We start from the raw sequence: 17,489 nt of genomic DNA, 5'->3' as shown, positions 1-17,489 counted from the left end.
GGCGGCGTTAGAATGCGAGGCAGAAATGGCGGCTCTAAACTTGAAATATGAGTAAAGGTTTGCGCGCAAAGTGTTTGAAATACATCTATCGCGCTCCTAAACAGGCAGCGGCAGTGTGTTTATTCAAGTGATTTGCGTGAAACTGGCCTCCCTCCCAAAAGGCGTGGTATCTGCGATCAAAGCCTATAGGCTTTTTTCACCAAATTATAGGTCAAGTCTTGCGCAACCTCATGCGCCTCATCCACAGTCAGACGCCCTGTGGCAACCAAAGTGGCAAGGTATCCAGCGTCGACGCGACGGGCCACATCATGGCGCGCAGGGATAGAACAAAACGCACGCGTGTCATCGTTGAAGCCAACAGTGTTATAAAACCCAGCGGTTTCTGTGGTGTTTTCACGGAACCGTTTCATGCCCTCAAAACTGTCATGGAACCACCAAGGCGGCCCAAGACGCAGCGCCGGATAAACACCCGCCAAAGGCGCAAGTTCGCGGCTTTGCGTGGTCTCGTCCAGCATGAACAAAATCACCGTCAGATCGCGTTCCATGCCAACAGCGTTCAACAAGGGTTTTAAATTGTTCACAAATTCGGTTTTGGACGGAATATCAAAGCCTTTATCGCGGCCAAACTGCTGCAACATAGGACCAGAATGATTGCGATGAGAGCCCGCATGAATTTGCATCGTCAAACCGTCATCCAGCGACATACGCGCCATTTCGGTGAGCATATGCCCGCGAAAGGCGTCGGCTTCATCCGCCGTGCTCGTACCGCTGAGCGCCTTTTGAAACAGCTCATTGGCCTTAGTGGCACTAAAGTTTTCGGTGCGCGCAGTCGGGTGACCATGGTCAGAGGACGTGACACGCCCCACCTCTTTGAAATAAGCGCGCCGTGCACGATGCGCATTTAAATAGCCCGCCCAAGTGGCCGTGTCTTCACCCGTCAAAGCCCCAAGTTGCATCACATTTTCAGTGAACCCAGCAAACTCAGGATCGATCACATTGTCGGGGCGATAGGCAGAAATAACGGTGCCATTCCAATCGCTCTCAGCAATGGTTTTATGATGCTGCAAGTCGTCCAGGGCCATCTCGGTGGTCGACAGAGCCTCGATGTTAAAGCGGTCATACAAAGCGCGCGGCTTGAACGCATCAGTTTTCAAGCAGGCGTCAATATGGTCGTACATTTCGTCAGCCGTGTCACGGGTCAGCGGCACGTCTATGCCAAACACCTCTTGAAACGCATGGTTGAGCCACATCAACGACGGCGTTCCGCGCAAAAGATACAGATTTTCCGCGAACACACGCCAGATTTTGCGCGGATCTTGTTCCGTCACGCCCCCATCGGCGCGTGGCACGCCCAAAGTGGCCAAATCTATACCCTGCGAGCAAAACATCCGAAAAACATAATGGTCAGGGGTCACAAATAAACGTGCTGGATCGCTAAAACTCTCGTTGAGCGCAAACCAAGACGGGTCCGTGTGCCCGTGCGGCGAAATGATCGGTAAATCTTTTATACCGTCATATATCTCTCGGCTAAGACCACGCGTGCGGTCCTCGACTGGAAACAGACGATCTTGGTCGAGTAGCGCCATGTAATTCCCCCCGTCACCCCCTAAAACTTTTGGCATTGAAATAGCCTCAAGCTTTGATGCTATAGGGGGTGTTCAATTCCTCAGCAATCTAATATGCTAGTTGGAAATTCATGTCAACGAGACTTCACATACGGTCAGTTCACATCAGAAAAATGATGCTACTGCTCTTGAGAACCGGCATAAATTGAACCACTGTGCGACATCGCGGAGGATTTGGCACATGTACGTAAGGGAGGCACTGGGTGGGACAAAATCTAAAACTACAAGCCCTGACGCAAGAGCGCAGCCCTTCTGTCACGGACGTCGTCTACAGACAGCTTTATGATAGCATCGTAGGCCTTACTATGACGCCAGGTACTAAGTTGTCCGAGGCGGATGTCGCCAGCCAATTGGGGGTCTCTCGTCAACCTGTGCGTGACGCATTCTATCGCCTAAGCCAACAGGGCTTTTTATTGATCCGCCCCCAACGCGCAACGGTTGTCACTAAAATTTCTCCAGCCGCAGTTCTTAAAGCTCGCTTCATTCGCACGGCATTAGAGTTGGAAACAACCTGCACGGCGTTAGAGCGCGCAAACCCTAAAGATTTCCGCTCGCTCGAAGACAATCTCGACTTGCAAAAAAGAGCCATCGAGAACGACAAACGCGATGTATTCCATGAACTTGATGACGAATTTCACGCTGAAATCTGTGTGATTGCAGGTCATCCAGAAGTCTGGACTTTGATCAAAAACAACAAAGCTCACATGGATCGCGTGCGCTATCTCGCGCTTGATAAACAGGTCTCGCAGAAAGCTTTCAACGAACACGTTGCGATTTTGGACGCGATGAAAGCTGGCGATAAGCCGCGTTTAAGTGATCTTTTGCGATCGCACCTGAACCGTATCGCAAATACAATACAAACAATTCGGGTAGAACATTCCGAGTTTTTCGAAGAGGACGACCATGAAAACTAAGACACTTTTGACCATTGGCGAATGCATGGTCGAAATGGCGCCAGACGGCCATGGAAAATATTCCATGAACTTCGCAGGCGATACACTTAATACAGCTTGGTATGCCAAACGGTGTCTGGCTGGTCTTGATGATTACTCCGTCGGATATTTCACTGCGGTGGGTACGGACGGTATGTCCGATCAGATGGTAGATTTTTTCAACACATCCGGCATTGACACCACGCACATCAGCCGCATTCCCGATCGCACAGCTGGCCTCTACACGATCCAGTTGGCAGATGGAGAACGGTCTTTTGCATATTGGCGTGACAATTCCGCTGCCAAACTTTTGGCAAGCAACGCAGACGCGATGGACACAGCCTTCGCCGGGGACCAAATTTTGTTGTTCTCAGGTATCACCCTTGCAATTCTATCCCCCGAACATCGCCAAAACTTGATTGAAGCACTCTCGCGTGCTCGCGCCCAAGGTGCCCAAGTGGTCTTTGACACCAATATTCGTCCCCGTCTTTGGGAAACCCCTTCTGCCACAAAAGAATGGCTTTCAAAGGCGGCACAAATTGCTGACGTCATGCTGCCTTCTTTTGACGAGGAAGAAGAAATGTTCGGGGACGCAAAGCCTCAAGACACAGCTCTACGATACCGCGATCTTGGAGCCCACACTGTGATCGTCAAAAACGGTGCTCATGAAATGTATGCGTGGTCACAGGGCGAAGGTGGCATGTCAATCTCACCTGAACCCGTCACCCCGGTCGACAGCACCGCAGCAGGCGACAGCTTCAACGCAGGCTACATCACAGCTCGGATGCAAGGCGCAGATCTAGAGGGTGCCCTAAGAGCAGGTATGACGCTGTCGTCACAAGTTGTTCAACATCGCGGGGCCTTGATCGCGCTTTAATCCATCTGTTAATTTCGGTCTAAAACTTAATAGAACGGCCCATGCGTTTGATGCGCGTGGGCTCTTCTTTGTGCTTGTCAGAAAAATTCAAGAAAAATACAAAAACACCTTGCCGTTAAAGCATTTATTAGAACTCTTGAGACAGGATGCCTCAAACTCATGAGGTACATATGTTCCACTTTCGAAATTCCAAACGTCAAATTGATACTTCCGCCGCCACCCTTGCTGCGACTGATTCCGCGCTTGCGATGATTTGGTTCGACTTGGATGCGACCATCACCAATGCCAATCTAAATTTTTGCCACACCATGGGCTATGCGCCTGAGGAAATCATTGGCAAAAAGCATGCGATGTTCGTGACCGCCACAGAAAAACAAAGTCCAGAATATAATAAATTTTGGGCGGCCCTGCGCGCAGGAAAAATGCAACAAAGGACCTTCGGACGTCTGCATAAAGATGGCTCAACTGTCTATATTGAAGCGTCATATATTCCTCTTAAAAGCATCAATGACGAAATCACCGGCGTGGTTAAAATTGCGACCGATGTCACTCAAAAGAACATCGATAGTATGCTCAATCAGTCAAGAAATGACGCTATTTCTCGATCATCTGCGATTGTAGAATTCACACTCGACGGAATCGTTTTGTCGGCAAATCAGAATTTTCTGGACAAAATGGGCTATACGATCGACGAAATCATAGGCAAGCACCATAGCACCTTCATGCCAGCGGGACAGGCCGATACTCCAGAATACACCGCATTTTGGGATCAATTGAAACAAGGTAAAACAGCCTCAGGTGAATTCCTGAGTTGCACAAAAAATGGCGCAGACGTCTTTTTTCGAGCCCATTACAACGTCCTATTCGATAAAGATGGAAAACCAGAGCGGGTCATGAAAATCGCGGCGGAAATTACGAAAGAAAAAGCTGCCATCAACGATCTAACGGGCCAAATGAAAGCAATTCATCGCGTCCAAGCTGTGATCGAGTTCAACCCAGACGGCACGATCCTGACCGCGAATGATAATTTTCTATATGCCCTCGGCTACACGATGGACGAAATCAAAGGCAAACACCATTCCATGTTTGTTCGCGAAGAGGATAGTGAAACAGATGATTACAAACTATTTTGGAAAGCCCTCCTGTCGGGTGAGTATATGGATTCTGAATTTCTTCGTGTCACTAAAACCGGTGAAGAAATTTGGATCAAAGCGACCTACAATCCCATTTTTGACTTGCAAGGGAATGTCTATAAAGTCGTGAAGTTTGCAGCTGATATCACCGCTTTCAAAACCGCAATGTTTGACATAAACGACGCAATCAGCGAACTCAGCCGCGGCAATTTGATCGCCAATTTGTCTGATGAAATGCCAGGAGAGCTGAACGACTTACGCAATAACTTCAACGCATCCCTTGGCCGACTGGCAGCACTCATTCAGCAAATCACACTCGGCATCGACAGCATGCAAAACGAAGTGGACAGCATCGCCTCTGCATCCGAAGATCTGGGTCGGCGCACTGAAAGTCAAGCCGCGTCATTGGTCGAAACAGCGTCAGCTATAACAGAGCTCAGCTCTTCAGTAGAAAACTCCGCCGAAGGCGCCAAACATGCTGCTAAATCAGTCGCAATGGCACGCGCTCGTTCAGGTGAAGGACGTGAAGTTGTGGAACTTACCATCAATGCAATGACCGATATCTCAAAAAGTTCCGAAGAAATTTCCAAAATCACGTCTGTCATTGATGACATTGCATTTCAAACCAACTTGCTTGCCCTCAACGCAGGCGTTGAAGCCGCGCGTGCAGGTGAAAGTGGTCGTGGCTTTGCCGTGGTTGCTTCAGAAGTGCGCGCACTTGCACAGAGATCATCTGAAGCCGCCAGAGAAATTGCTAACCTGATAGACACTTCGTCAACACAGGTCAAATCCGGCGTCGCGTTGGTACATGAATCAGGCACTGCACTTAAAGAAATAGAAAGCTTGGTTTCCCAAGTCGATGGCCTTGTCCAAGATATCGCGAGTTCCGCACAAGAACAATCTGTTGGTCTGTCTGAAATCAACAAAGCCGTAGATCAACTTGATCAGGTAACACAGCAAAATGCTGCGATGTTCGAAGAAAGCTCTGCAGCCGTCACAATGCTCAAAACCCAAGCAAAAAATCTGCACCACGAGACCAATCAGTTTAAAACTTAGGTCATGCAGTTCAAAAATTGTCTGACAATGCATTCCACCACGCGAACAGCGTGGTGGAATGCAATTTAAGTTTAAGAAAAGTCAGCGGGCAGAACCGCGGCAGGGATGTTTTGATAGCTCACAGGGCGTAGGAAGCGACGAATAGATAAGGTCCCGACAGATGTCGCACCAAAATTCGTCGATGCTGGGTAAGGTCCGCCATGTACCATTGCATCACAGACTTCAACGCCAGTTGGGAAACCATTTGCTAAAATACGACCAGCTTTACGCTCAAGGATCGGAAGCAATTTTTTGGCGTCTTGCGCATCTTCATCATCAAGATGAATCGTACAAGTAAGTTGACCTTTCAGTGCTTTAGAAATTTGCAATAGTTCGTCCATATCTTTCGCACGAACGATCAACCCAAGTGGACCAAACACTTCTTCACCCAGCAACTCATTTTCCAACCAGTCTTTGCCCGAGGTCTCGAAAAGGTAAGGCGCCGCATCGCGCAAGTCACAAGTTGATGAGATCAATTCTTGAACACCTTTCGCCGCAGAAATGCTGCTGCCACCTTTGCGGTAAGCGTCGGCGATGCCATCCGTCAACATTGTTTGGGGCGCGACAGACGAAAGAGCTTTTGTCGCAGTTTCAACAAATGCATCTGCATCTGGACCATCCAAAACAACACTGATGCCAGGGTTAGTACAGAACTGCCCCGCACCCATAGTCAAAGAACCAGCCCAGCCTTCAGCAATTGCAGTGCCGCGTTTTGACAGTGCAGTTGGCATGAAGAACATTGGGTTGACGGATCCAAGTTCACCAAAGAATGGAATGGGTTCAGGTCGTTGTGCACACAAATCAAACAATGCGCGACCGCCACCAAGTGAACCGGTGAAACCAACCGCTTTGATCAAAGGGTGCTGAACCAAAGACGTGCCGACATCTCGTTTTCCACCTTGGATCAGTGAAAACACACCAGGGTGCATACCGCAGGATTTGATGGCAGCGTGAATGGCTTCTGCAACAATTTCACCAGTGCCCGGATGCGCAGAGTGACCTTTGACAACAACAGGACAACCAGCTGCCAAAGCAGCAGCTGTGTCACCGCCAGCGGTTGAAAACGCAAGCGGAAAGTTTGACGCGCCGAACACAGCAACGGGCCCAATAGGACGCTGCATCATGCGAATTTCAGGACGAGCCATCGGTGCACGATCAGGCAAGGCTTCATCAGTGCGGCGGTCCAAATAATCGCCAGCCAAAATGTGAGCAGCAAACAAACGCAGCTGTCCAGTTGTGCGGCCACGCTCGCCTTGCATGCGACCTTGTGGCAAGCCCGTTTCTTCGGACCCGATTTGAGTGATAGCATCAGCGCGTGCTTCGATTTCATCAGCAATTGCATTCAAAAATTTCGCGCGGGTTTCGCGAGAAGAATATCCAAAGCTCCAAAATGCGTCTTCTGCTGCTTGAGCAGCTTGATCAACCAAAGCAGACGTACCCACGCTAAAGTCATGCGCGTCTCCGGTTGCTGGCTCTGATGTAAAGACCGCATCAGTTCCGATCCATTCGCCGCTGATGAGGTGTTTTCCGTGTGGGGTGAACGTCATGAGACTACCTTTCCGCCACCAATCCGGTGTGCAGTTTAATTCGTGGAGCACCAAGCGCTCTGAGAAAATTTCCAGCTCGGTTCCCGCCAGCGCAAGTGGTATACTAGCGACGAAACCAACAGTAATAGTAATCGAACGTCTCGGTCAAAATTGCAACCCAATTGCGCGCAAAACACCTGCTGAAATTGGCTTTCACCAGCGACACTTAAGGCATTAATAGACTTGTTATTAGCTAACCTTCAGGATTTGAATGTATCGCCTTAAGCGCGCAGTTTGTGTGAAGTCAATCGCATGAAATAAACTGCCCCAAAACCGTGATCAAGCTACGATATGATAAATGCAGTTTTAGAGAGTATCGTTTTTTGACGCGCACTGCAGTGCGACTCAGCATGGCTAAGTTTGATTAGGCCTCGCATATTCCACATAGGCAAAGGCGACCCCATCAGGCGACCAAGATGGCACATTCAGGGTGCCCTGGCCACCATAGAGCGACACAATCGTTTTGGGTGCAAGGCCTGTGCTTTCAAACAAACGCAACTCGACCTCTTGGCCTACGGGGTGGCCCTCAACGCCTTCTTCGTATGACAAATAGACGATTTTTTCACCATCAGGAGATGGATGCGGGAACCAGTTTACGCGCGCGTCGTCAGTCATTTGTTCGACATCTGAGCCATCCACACGCACGCGCCACAGGTCTGATGACCCATTGCCTGAACGTTCAGAGTTAAACCAAATCCAGTCCCCATCAGCAGTGTAATCAGGACCATCGTAATGATGGGCGCTCTCGATCACACATGTCTCGTCCCCGCCTTCAATTGGAATGGTGTAAATGCCGAAAGTGCCATTTCGCACGGCAGTATAGGTCAGCGTTTTGCCATCAGGCGACACGCCATGCCACCAAGATGGGCTGTTCGTGGTCACGCGCTTTGGATCAGCATCTTCGTTTTCGTCACCAAGCTTTTGCGTCCAAATTACAGCCCCTTGACCATAGGTATGATCAGAGAAAATCAAAGTTTCGCCATCTGGCGTTATCCCGTGATCGTTGTTGAGTTTGACACACAGGCCTGTATCAATTTCCCACAATTCGGGATTTTCAAGGTCTACCCAAAATAAGCTACCTTCGCCGTTCACGATCAAAGCATCGCCCTCTGGCGCCCAATTTGGAGCTTCGATATGCATGTCGGTTTCCAAGACGGGAAAGGACTTTCCCTCTTCAAAATCATACACCATTAGGCGTGAGGTCCAGCTCATGTGATCATCCTTTAAACGCGACCTGCAAGGCACGCCCTGAGGTTCAAATGAGAAACGGGTAAACCGCGCGTCGCGCTTTGGCCCCGTAATATATATCGCATACATGGCATCAGAGCCCTTCGTAAAGGATCAGTCTGCACCCGCGTTCGCGACATACCCAGTCAGCTTCACATTTAAGAGCGCGGCCCGATGAAAAGGCCGCGCTATAAGATCCCAATTCGAGAACTTTTGAATGTAAATTCTACCTTCGAATACCATTCAAAAGGCGGGACTTCAGATCACTTAACTTCGCCTTTGCCTTCGGATGAAAGCGCCCAAAGGTTGATTTTTTCTTCGTCCGCGTGCTCGTCAATGAAAGCAAGTTCTTCAGCGGTGAACTCAAGATTATTAACCGCCCCCACGCAATCTGTGACCTGAGATGGTTTCGACGCACCGATCAGCGCTGTCGTGATCCCGCCATTGCGCAGCACCCAAGCGATGGCCATTTGCGCCAAAGTTTGACCGCGCCCGTTGGCCAGTTCATTGAGCTTATTGAGGTTCGCAATCGCGGCTTCAGATACGAACTCAGGCTTCAAGGACTTGCCCTGCGTCGCGCGCGATCCTTCGGGAATACCGCCCAAGTATTTGTTGGTCAGCATGCCCTGCGCCAATGGCGTAAACGCGATGGACCCGACACCCAGTTCTTGCAGCGTGTCTTTCAGACCATCATGTTCGACCCAGCGGTTGAGCATGTTATAGCTTGGTTGATGAATGACACAAGGCGTTCCAAGTTCGTTCAAAATGCGTAAGGCTTCACGAGTGCGATCGGAATTATATGAAGAAATACCGACATATAGCGCCTTACCTTGACGTACAATACTATCGAGTGCCCCCATTGTTTCCTCAAGCGGCGTGTCAGGGTCAAAGCGGTGCGAATAGAAAATATCGACGTAATCAACCCCCATACGTTTGAGCGATTGATCACAAGATGCCATCAGATATTTGCGTGAACCCCATTCACCGTAGGGGCCATCCCACATGTGGTAGCCTGCTTTGCTTGAGATGATCATCTCATCGCGGTAGCCTGCAAAATCAGTTTTGAGGATTTCGCCAAAGGCGGTTTCAGCAGCACCTGGGCGTGGCCCATAGTTATTGGCCAAATCGAAATGGGTGATGCCTGCGTCAAATGCTGTATGCAAGATATCGCGTTTCACTTGATGCGGCGTATCATCGCCAAAGTTGTGCCAAAGTCCCAAGGACACTGCAGGCAGTTTTAGCCCTGATTTTCCACAACGGCGATATTGCATTGTCTCATAACGGTTTTCTGCGGGGGTATAGGTCATGGCGTTCTCCAATTCGCGGGGGCACAGCCTGTCTTGATTGCGCGCGTCCCAATGCCTTAGTTCTATGATGGCCTGAAAGATTAGTCTGATCCAGAGTTTTGCGCGCACGCCCCTTGAGCAAAATTGTATACCATCAATGTCGATGCACGTGTCATCGTTTCAGCCCCTAAAACTTGGCGCTCTTTGCAGCACCAGAGCCAAACTGACGTATACCAAAAAAAATGCGACACCATTCGAAAAATGAAGCCGCATTTTAGTCACCCAAATGAGATAGAGCGGTTACCCAACGGGCACGTCATCTGGCAGCTCAAGCGCCTTTATGGCGGCGAATTGCGATAAAAATACCTGCCCGGTCAAGGCCTGCAAAAAATGAGATTTCTGCAGTCGATCCATCACCGGCCCCTTCACCTCAGACAAATGGAGCGAAATGCCCATGTCTTTCAGACGCAGATTGATTGCCTCAAGGCTTTCCAGTGCAGAGTGATCGATCTCGTTCACGGCTGGACACATAAGCACGATGTGCTTGATTTCATCGCAATCTGCCACGCGATCGTAAATATAGTCTTCGAGAAAACGCGCATTGGCAAAATACAGGCTTTCATCAACGCGGATCGTCACCACATGCGGCTTGGTTAAAACCTCATGGCGCTTGATGTTGCGAAAATGCTCTGTCCCGGGCACCAAACCGACTTCGGCGATATGGGGCCGAGACGTTTTGTACAGGTGCAAAACAATGGATAAAATCACACCAGCCGAGACGCCTGTCTCGACACCAACCCCAAGCGTCAGCATGATCGTGGCCAAGACGGCGGCGAAATCCGCTTTGCTGTAGGCCCAAGTGCCCCGCAAGATCGAAAAATCAACCAAAGACATCACGGCGACAATGATCGTTGCGGCCAAGGTGGCAATCGGTAAAAAGTACAAAAGTGGCGTCAAAAATAATGCTGCAAGCCCAATGCCAATCGCGGTAAAGGCACCCGCAGCTGGCGTTTCTGCACCTGCATCAAAGTTCACAACCGAGCGCGCAAATCCACCAGTGACAGGATAGCCGCCAGAAATCGCGGCCGCTATATTAGACGCCCCTAGGCCGATCAACTCTTGGTCAGGCATGATGCGTTGGCGTCGTTTCGCAGCCAGCGTTTGCGCCACAGAAACGGATTCAACAAATCCGATGATAGAAATCAGCACCGCCGCGCCAAACAGTTGCGACCAAACCTCGCCCGAAAACACCGGCAGGGTCAAAGGCGGCAAGCCGCGCGGCACCTCTCCCACAATTTTCACCCCATGATCGGCCAAACCAAAGCCGAAAGACAGAAGTGTGGTGACAACAACTACAGCAACAGGCCCCGCTTTGGTCGCGATATCAGCCATCCGCGGCGAGGCACCTTTGCCAATCAAAAACGGCTTCAACCCTTTGCGCACCCAGAACAAAAATGCGACAGCGGCCACACCAATGACCAACGTGATAAAATTCACCTGCCCCAAATGGCTCACAAGAGATTGGACCGTCTCTAACAAAGTGTGACCAGAGGCAGAAACGCCTAAAATATGTTTCAACTGCGACGTGGCAATCAAGATGCCAGAGGCGGTGATAAAGCCTGCAATCACGGGGTGACTTAAAAAATTCGCCAAAAACCCCAGTCGAAACAGCCCCATAACCAGTAAAATTAAACCAGATAGAAACGCCAAAGTGATCGCAGCCATCGCATATTCAGCTGTGCCTTGCAACGCCATGTTGCCAACAGCCGCCGCCGTCATCAAAGACACAACGGCCACCGGCCCGACGGCCAGCGCACGCGACGTCCCAAAAATGGCATAGGCCACGAGCGGCAAAATGGAAGCGTAAAGCCCCATTTCAGCCGGCAACCCCGCCAGCAAAGCATAAGCCAAAGATTGCGGGATCAACATGATCGTCACGATCAAAGCCGCCACGCCGTCGTTCAAAAACGTGTCGCGTGTATAGCGTGAACCCCAATCAAGAATGGGAAAATATCTGCGCAGGCCGGAGAGATTAAAAGACACGTTGGACTTTCCTTATATGGGGACACACGCTCGGACCATTTCCCAGATCATGCGCCCTAAACACTTATTTGGCTGTAATTTTTTCTGGCTTCGCAAGCCATTCTTTGCCGCGCAACATCGCCTTCCAATAGATGGGCGGCAGGATTTGCTCTTTCAAAACCCAAGCGGCGCGGGTCGGCTTTGTGCCGTCAATGACCCACTTGGGGAAACTTGGCAAAAGCACACCGCCATAGCCAAATTCAGCCAAAACAATTTTACCTTTCTCAACGGTGAGCGGACAGGAGCCATAGCCGTTGTAAGACGCCACTGGACCTTTGCCATCCATGTCAGAAGCCACGTTTTCCGCTACCACAGGCGCTTGAATCCGTGCCGCCGCCGCCGTTTTTGCGTTGGGCGCGTTCATCACATCGCCCAAAGACCAAATGTTGTCGTAAACCTTGTGGCGCAAGGTGGCTTGATCGACATCGACCCACCCGCCTGCATCCGCCAAAGGGGACACTCTAATAAAATCAGGCGCGGTTTGAGGCGGGCAGACATGGATCATGTCAAAATCAACCGTGATCTCAGTGGCCTCAGTCTCGGGTTTAAACACACTAAAAGTCGCCGTTTTTGCGGCCCCATCAATTGCAGTGAGATTGTGGAAGAAGTTAAGATTTAGATCATAGCGGTCCACATAGGATTGCAGCGCTGGCACATAGTCTTTGACCCCGAACAAAACCCCACCGGCATTCATGAAATCCACGTCGATGTTTTTCAAATTGCCTGAGGTTTCCCAATGGTGAGACGATAGATACATCGCTTTTTGCGGCGCACCAGCGCATTTGATCGGCATTGGTGGCTGCGTAAATATCGCACGCCCACTCTTAAGGCCATGCACCAATTCCCAAGTGTAAGGCGCTAAATTATAACGATAATTCGATGTCACCCCATTGCGACCAAGAGTGTCTTCCAATCCTTCAATTGCGCCCCAATCGAGTTTCAAACCCGGACATACAATCAGACGTTGGTATTTGACGACGCGGCAACCATCCAAAATGATCGCGTTGTTCTCTGGTTCGAATGCAGCCACGCCTGATTTCACCCAATGCACACCACGCGGGATCAAAGACCCCATGGTTTTCGCCGTGGTCTGTGCATCGAACACGCCTGCGCCAACCATAGTCCACCCTGGTTGGTAATAATGAATATCAGCAGGGTCGATGATGGCAATTTCTGCATTTGGTTTGCGCGCCTTTAACGAGGCGGCAACGGCAACTCCTGCGGCACCTGCGCCAACAATGACCACATCATATTGCGCGTCCTGAGCAGAGTCTGTCGGAGTTTTTCCACCATTGGCGATCCGGCGCGCAACGCCTGCCATATCGTACCCTGCCGCTTTGGTTGCCGCCAAAATATCAACAACAGATTTGTCAGATGACATCGCCAAAGACCAAAGCGTGGTCGTACGTGTGCCAGTGCGACAATAGCCCAAAATAGGACCAGGGAGCTCCGTCAGCGCGGTTTTGAACGCTGCAGCGGTCTCATCTGTCACGATCCCAGGGGTGACGGGAAGGTATAGAAACGCAAGCCCCGCCTTTTGCGCCGCCTGTTGCATTTCCTCATGTGTTGGTTGGTCCGCCGCCTCGCCATCAGGGCGATTACAAACAATCGCTCCGAAACCGAGGTCAGCTAGGTTGGCGACCTCATCAAGGTAAATTTGCCCACTGACAGACAAAGCGTCTGATATTTTTTTAACGTTCATTTTGCGTCTCCTCACGCGGGTGCCATTGCTGGCTTCCCGCAGCTTTGGTCACATAAGTTGATTGCCACTGGGGCGAATGAGCCGTGGATGGGCCAGCTTATGGACGCAAAGCGAGGAAGACTGCGCGAGAGTGAAGCGCGGGCTATTTGCCTGCGAGATAAGCGGCCATACCGCGTAAATCGTAGCCACCATCGGCGGCCTGAGAAATAATATCGTCCGCATCCAAAACACCCGCCTGCGACAAGGCCCAAAGGGTGCAAGACCGTGTGCCAGAGCGGCAGTAGGCATAGATAGGCCCATCAAGTTCCGTCATAGCTGTGGTCAACTCAGTAATGGCGTCCTCGGTGAATTGACCGGGATAGATCGGAATATACCGAAAGCTTAGACCCGCAGCCGTGGCAGCCGTTTCAATCGCAGCAGATTGTAGAGCCTCTTCAACTTCTTCATCGGGACGGTTGCAGATCAGAGTTTTGAAGCCTTTTTCAACCAAGGTCGTCATCTCGGTTGGCAAAATTTGGCCACTGACGGTGAGCTGGTCGTTGATTTTATTGAAATCCATAAGGCGTGCTTTCATTGCTGTAGGGTCAAGACCGCCCTGCCCCTTTTTGAGACAAAACGGGGTGCTGTGCGATCTTGACGATTTACAGACCGTTCACGGGCACCTTTAGGAAAGTTTTGCCATCCTTATCGGCTGGGGGCAATTCCCCACCGCGCATATTCACCTGCAAAGACGGAATAATCAGCCGTGGCATGTCCAGTTGGGCGTCGCGTGCTTCGCGAAAGGTGACAAAATCCTCTTTGGTTTTGCCTACGCCGACGTGAATATTGTGCTTTTTCTCATCGCCAACCGTGGTTTCCCATTCGATATCGCGGCCATTAGGCCCGTAATCGTGGCACATAAACAGGCGCATATCGTCGGGCAAAGCCAATACCTTTTGGATGCTGTCAAACAATGTCGCTGCGTCCCCGCCCGGGAAATCTGCGCGCGCAGACCCTCCGTCGGGCATAAACAAAGTATCGCCCGTAAAGGTGACATCGCCCATTGTATGGGTCATGCAGGCTGGCGTGTGGCCAGGCGTGTGCATGGTGAAACAGTCCAGCGTGCCGATTTTATAGGTATCACCGTCTTTAAACAGGCGATCAAATTGTGACCCATCGCGTTGGAATTCAGTGCCTTCATTGAATACTTTTCCAAAGACATCTTGGACGATGGTGATGTTTTCACCGATGCCAATTTTGCCCCCCAGCTTGTTTTGGATATAAGGCGCACCAGACAGGTGGTCGGCGTGAACATGGGTTTCCAACAACCATTCCAATGTCAGCCCTTCGGCCTCGATATAGGCGATGATCGCGTCAGCACTTTCATAAGAAATGCGGCCCGCCGCGTAATCGATATCCATAACACTGTCGACAATCGCGCAAGAAGTCGAGTTAGGATCACGCACCACATAGGAAATGGTCCAAGTCGCAGGATCAAAAAAGGCTTTTACGTCAGGTATTTGCGACATATCGACAGGATACTGAAGTGTCATGATATCGTCCTTTGTCATATGCAGGTCGCCGATTGCGCAGCGCGCTTTGTTGACCGTTTCATCAAAAATTTCGCTGCTAAGATGCCTACGACCAAGGCCGCAAAAAAGATAAAGACATCTACGTCGCCCGTGCCCAAAGCTGGCAAAGCGCCACCGGGGCAGAATCCTGCGATGCCCCAGCCGATGCCAAACACAGCTGAGCCTCCGATCAGGCGCGCATCAATCCGGCGACTGGTCGGCACATTGAAAGCAGGCTCAAACACTGGAGTTTCCCAGCGGCCAAACACAATGCGATAGCCGATAAACGCTGTTATAACAGCCCCGCCCATCACAAAGGCTAAGGATGCATCCCAAGTGCCCGCCACATCAAAGAAATTGACGACTTTGGCAGGATTGGCCATGCCGCCCATAGAAATGCCAAGGCCAAACATCAAACCAATCGCGTATGTCATAACATGTTTCATCTTAGATCCCTCCCAAAATGTGACGTACGATGTAAACCGTGATGCCAGTCGTGATCATAAAGGTAATCGTTGCTGCGATAGACCGTGGGCTCAGCCGCGCCATGCCGCAAACACCGTGACCAGAGGTACAGCCGGAGCCAAAAGTGACTCCAAGCCCAACAATGGCCCCTCCGATAATCAAGGCCAAACGCGATACAGGCACATCGATCGCAGGCATCGCGCCGGTGAACAGCATGTACAGCGCTGGCCCCGAAATCATGCCCGCCAAAATGGCCGCACGCCATGCCCAGTCGCCTGATCCATTGGGTTGCAAGAACCCTGCCAAAATACCCGTCGCGCCAAACACGCGGCCCTGAAAGGCCATTAGTAAAACCGCAGAGCCGCCAATCAGCACGCCCCCAATCAATGACGCCCAAGGCGTGAAGTCCGTAATCATTGTGCGTTTCCTTATCATTGGCGCTCTGTGCGGCGCTCTATCGACACATGTCTAGATGAACACACCTGTGCCGTCCGTGAGTTTGTCACATAAGATAGAGAAAATGGAATATGAATAGAATTTTTTGTTGCTGGGTGAGCAACGGGCCTTCTTTGAAACAGAAAAAGGGCATGAGGATGTCTGCATCGCGATTGCAGGCATCACCTTGAAAACTTAATTTTTCATATTTTTGAACAAGCGTAATCGGCAAGCAACGGCAACCCGTTATCAAACGAAATTGGTCTATGGTCGTGAAACAAATTGTGCCATTGCCACAAAAAACCGTACGTGTTGTACTTACTCGCCCTGAGCGTCTGCACGCGATTTGCCTGAGACGTTTTGCGCCAATGTCGCCGCCATCAGCCCATCAAGATCACCGTCAAGAACGCCCTTGGTGTCTGAAGTCTCGAAATTGGTGCGCAGGTCTTTGACCATTTGGTAGGGCTGCAAAACGTAAGAGCGGATTTGGTTGCCCCAACCCGCGTCGCCAGCGTTCTCATGGACTTCATTCACCATTGCGGACCGCTTATCCAACTCGATTTGGTACAGGCGTGATTTCAAGGCTTTCATCGCGATGTCGCGGTTTTGGTGCTGTGATTTCTCGGACGAGGTCACAACGATGCCTGTTGGGGCGTGGGTGATCCGAACGGCGGAATCCGTGGTGTTCACGTGCTGCCCGCCTGCCCCAGACGACCGGTAGGTGTCGATGCGAATGTCTGAGGGGTTCACTTCGATCTCGATGTTGTCGTCGACAACAGGATAGACTTTCACCGATGTGAAAGACGTGTGGCGCTTGGCGGCGCTATCGAAAGGTGAGATGCGCACAAGACGGTGCACGCCACTTTCCGATTTCAACCAGCCATAAGCATTGTGACCCGAAATTTTATAAGCGGCCGATTTGATGCCAGCTTCCTCGCCCGCGCTTTCAGATTGCAGCTCGACCTTGTAGCCTTTTTTCTCAGCCCAACGCACATACATGCGCGCCAGCATAGAAGCCCAGTCACACGATTCCGTGCCACCTGCGCCGGAATTGATCTCAAGAAAGGTATCATTGCCGTCTGCTTCACCATCTAGCAAAGCTTCCAATTCTTTTTCAGCGGCTTTGATTTCAAGCGCTTGCAAAGCCTCTTCGGCGTCCGTGATAACCTCTTGGTCACTTTCCATTTCGCCAAGCTCGATCATCTCGATATTGTCTTGCATCTCTTGCGCGATGCTTTTGGCCATATCGACTGCATCCATCAAAGTCTGACGATCGCGCATTAATTTTTGCGCCCGCTCAGGGTCATCCCACAAAGTAGGGTCTTCGATCATCGCAGCAAATTCTTCCAGACGATGCGGCGCAGTTTCCCAATCGAGACGCTGTTTGAGCAAATCAATTGATTTTTCGATCTTCGTAACTGAATTTTGAATCTCGGCGCGCACGTGCATCTACCTTATTATATATAGCCAAATGGCCACGTCTGAATTGGGAAA

14 protein-coding genes are annotated in these 17,489 nt (G+C 50.7%); 3 read left to right on the top strand and 11 right to left on the bottom strand.

Annotated elements, in window-relative coordinates:
* Positions 1 to 176: 176 nt before the first annotated feature.
* Positions 177 to 1,586: a glucuronate isomerase gene (uxaC, locus tag WNY38_RS00905; protein WP_342855435.1), complete on the bottom strand. Its 1,410-nt coding sequence runs from the start codon at positions 1,584 to 1,586 to the stop codon at positions 177 to 179.
* Between the two features lie 242 nt (positions 1,587 to 1,828).
* Here uxaC and WNY38_RS00900 point away from each other — a divergent pair, with 242 nt between their 5' ends.
* From WNY38_RS00900 to WNY38_RS00890, 3 genes are all read left to right on the top strand, one after another.
* Complete coding sequence (locus WNY38_RS00900; protein WP_342855434.1) at positions 1,829 to 2,539, top strand: GntR family transcriptional regulator; 711 nt, start codon at positions 1,829 to 1,831, stop codon at positions 2,537 to 2,539.
* Positions 2,529 to 3,434, top strand: coding sequence for a sugar kinase (locus tag WNY38_RS00895; RefSeq protein WP_342855433.1), 906 nt, complete (start codon positions 2,529 to 2,531; stop codon positions 3,432 to 3,434). The genes WNY38_RS00900 and WNY38_RS00895 overlap by 11 nt, the downstream gene beginning before the upstream one ends.
* Before the next feature lie 146 nt (positions 3,435 to 3,580).
* Positions 3,581 to 5,623: a PAS domain-containing methyl-accepting chemotaxis protein gene (locus WNY38_RS00890; protein ID WP_342855432.1), complete on the top strand. Its 2,043-nt coding sequence runs from the start codon at positions 3,581 to 3,583 to the stop codon at positions 5,621 to 5,623.
* 71 nt (positions 5,624 to 5,694) lie between these two features.
* Here the strand turns inward: WNY38_RS00890 and WNY38_RS00885 are convergent, their stop codons facing one another.
* The 10 genes from WNY38_RS00885 to prfB all read right to left on the bottom strand — a co-directional run bounded on the left by WNY38_RS00885 (position 5,695) and on the right by prfB (position 17,438).
* The gene (locus tag WNY38_RS00885; protein WP_342855431.1) at positions 5,695 to 7,209 is read right to left on the bottom strand and encodes an aldehyde dehydrogenase (NADP(+)); all 1,515 of its coding nucleotides are present in this window, start codon (positions 7,207 to 7,209) and stop codon (positions 5,695 to 5,697) included.
* 393 nt (positions 7,210 to 7,602) lie between these two features.
* The gene (locus tag WNY38_RS00880; protein WP_342855430.1) at positions 7,603 to 8,460 is read right to left on the bottom strand and encodes a hypothetical protein; all 858 of its coding nucleotides are present in this window, start codon (positions 8,458 to 8,460) and stop codon (positions 7,603 to 7,605) included.
* Positions 8,461 to 8,738: 278 nt separating this feature from the next.
* The gene (gene mgrA / locus WNY38_RS00875; protein ID WP_342855429.1) at positions 8,739 to 9,782 is read right to left on the bottom strand and encodes an L-glyceraldehyde 3-phosphate reductase; all 1,044 of its coding nucleotides are present in this window, start codon (positions 9,780 to 9,782) and stop codon (positions 8,739 to 8,741) included.
* A gap of 279 nt (positions 9,783 to 10,061) precedes the next feature.
* The gene (gene sulP, locus WNY38_RS00870; protein WP_342855428.1) at positions 10,062 to 11,804 is read right to left on the bottom strand and encodes a sulfate permease; all 1,743 of its coding nucleotides are present in this window, start codon (positions 11,802 to 11,804) and stop codon (positions 10,062 to 10,064) included.
* 64 nt (positions 11,805 to 11,868) lie between these two features.
* Complete coding sequence (locus tag WNY38_RS00865; protein WP_342855427.1) at positions 11,869 to 13,545, bottom strand: TIGR01244 family sulfur transferase; 1,677 nt, start codon at positions 13,543 to 13,545, stop codon at positions 11,869 to 11,871.
* Positions 13,546 to 13,687: 142 nt separating this feature from the next.
* Positions 13,688 to 14,104, bottom strand: coding sequence for a TIGR01244 family sulfur transferase (locus WNY38_RS00860; RefSeq protein WP_342855426.1), 417 nt, complete (start codon positions 14,102 to 14,104; stop codon positions 13,688 to 13,690).
* An 82-nt stretch (positions 14,105 to 14,186) separates the two neighbouring features.
* Positions 14,187 to 15,077 carry an MBL fold metallo-hydrolase gene (locus WNY38_RS00855; protein WP_342855425.1) on the bottom strand — a complete coding sequence of 297 codons (891 nt, stop codon included), beginning with the start codon at positions 15,075 to 15,077 and terminating at the stop codon, positions 14,187 to 14,189.
* A 14-nt stretch (positions 15,078 to 15,091) separates the two neighbouring features.
* On the bottom strand, positions 15,092 to 15,541 hold the full coding sequence (locus WNY38_RS00850; RefSeq protein WP_342855424.1) for a DUF6691 family protein: 450 nt from the start codon (positions 15,539 to 15,541) through the stop codon (positions 15,092 to 15,094).
* Between the two features lies 1 nt (position 15,542).
* The gene (locus WNY38_RS00845; RefSeq protein WP_342855423.1) at positions 15,543 to 15,977 is read right to left on the bottom strand and encodes a YeeE/YedE thiosulfate transporter family protein; all 435 of its coding nucleotides are present in this window, start codon (positions 15,975 to 15,977) and stop codon (positions 15,543 to 15,545) included.
* 336 nt (positions 15,978 to 16,313) lie between these two features.
* A complete protein-coding gene (gene prfB, locus WNY38_RS00840; RefSeq protein ID WP_342855422.1) occupies positions 16,314 to 17,438 on the bottom strand; it encodes a peptide chain release factor 2 in 1,125 nt (374 codons plus the stop codon).
* Positions 17,439 to 17,489: the final 51 nt, after the last annotated feature.

The organism is Pacificibacter sp. AS14 (assembly GCF_038899935.1).
In the GTDB taxonomy this organism is placed as follows: Bacteria; Pseudomonadota; Alphaproteobacteria; order Rhodobacterales; family Rhodobacteraceae; genus Celeribacter.
The sequence above is the reverse complement of the archived record's forward strand: the minus strand, read 5'-3'. Positions and strand labels throughout refer to the sequence as shown.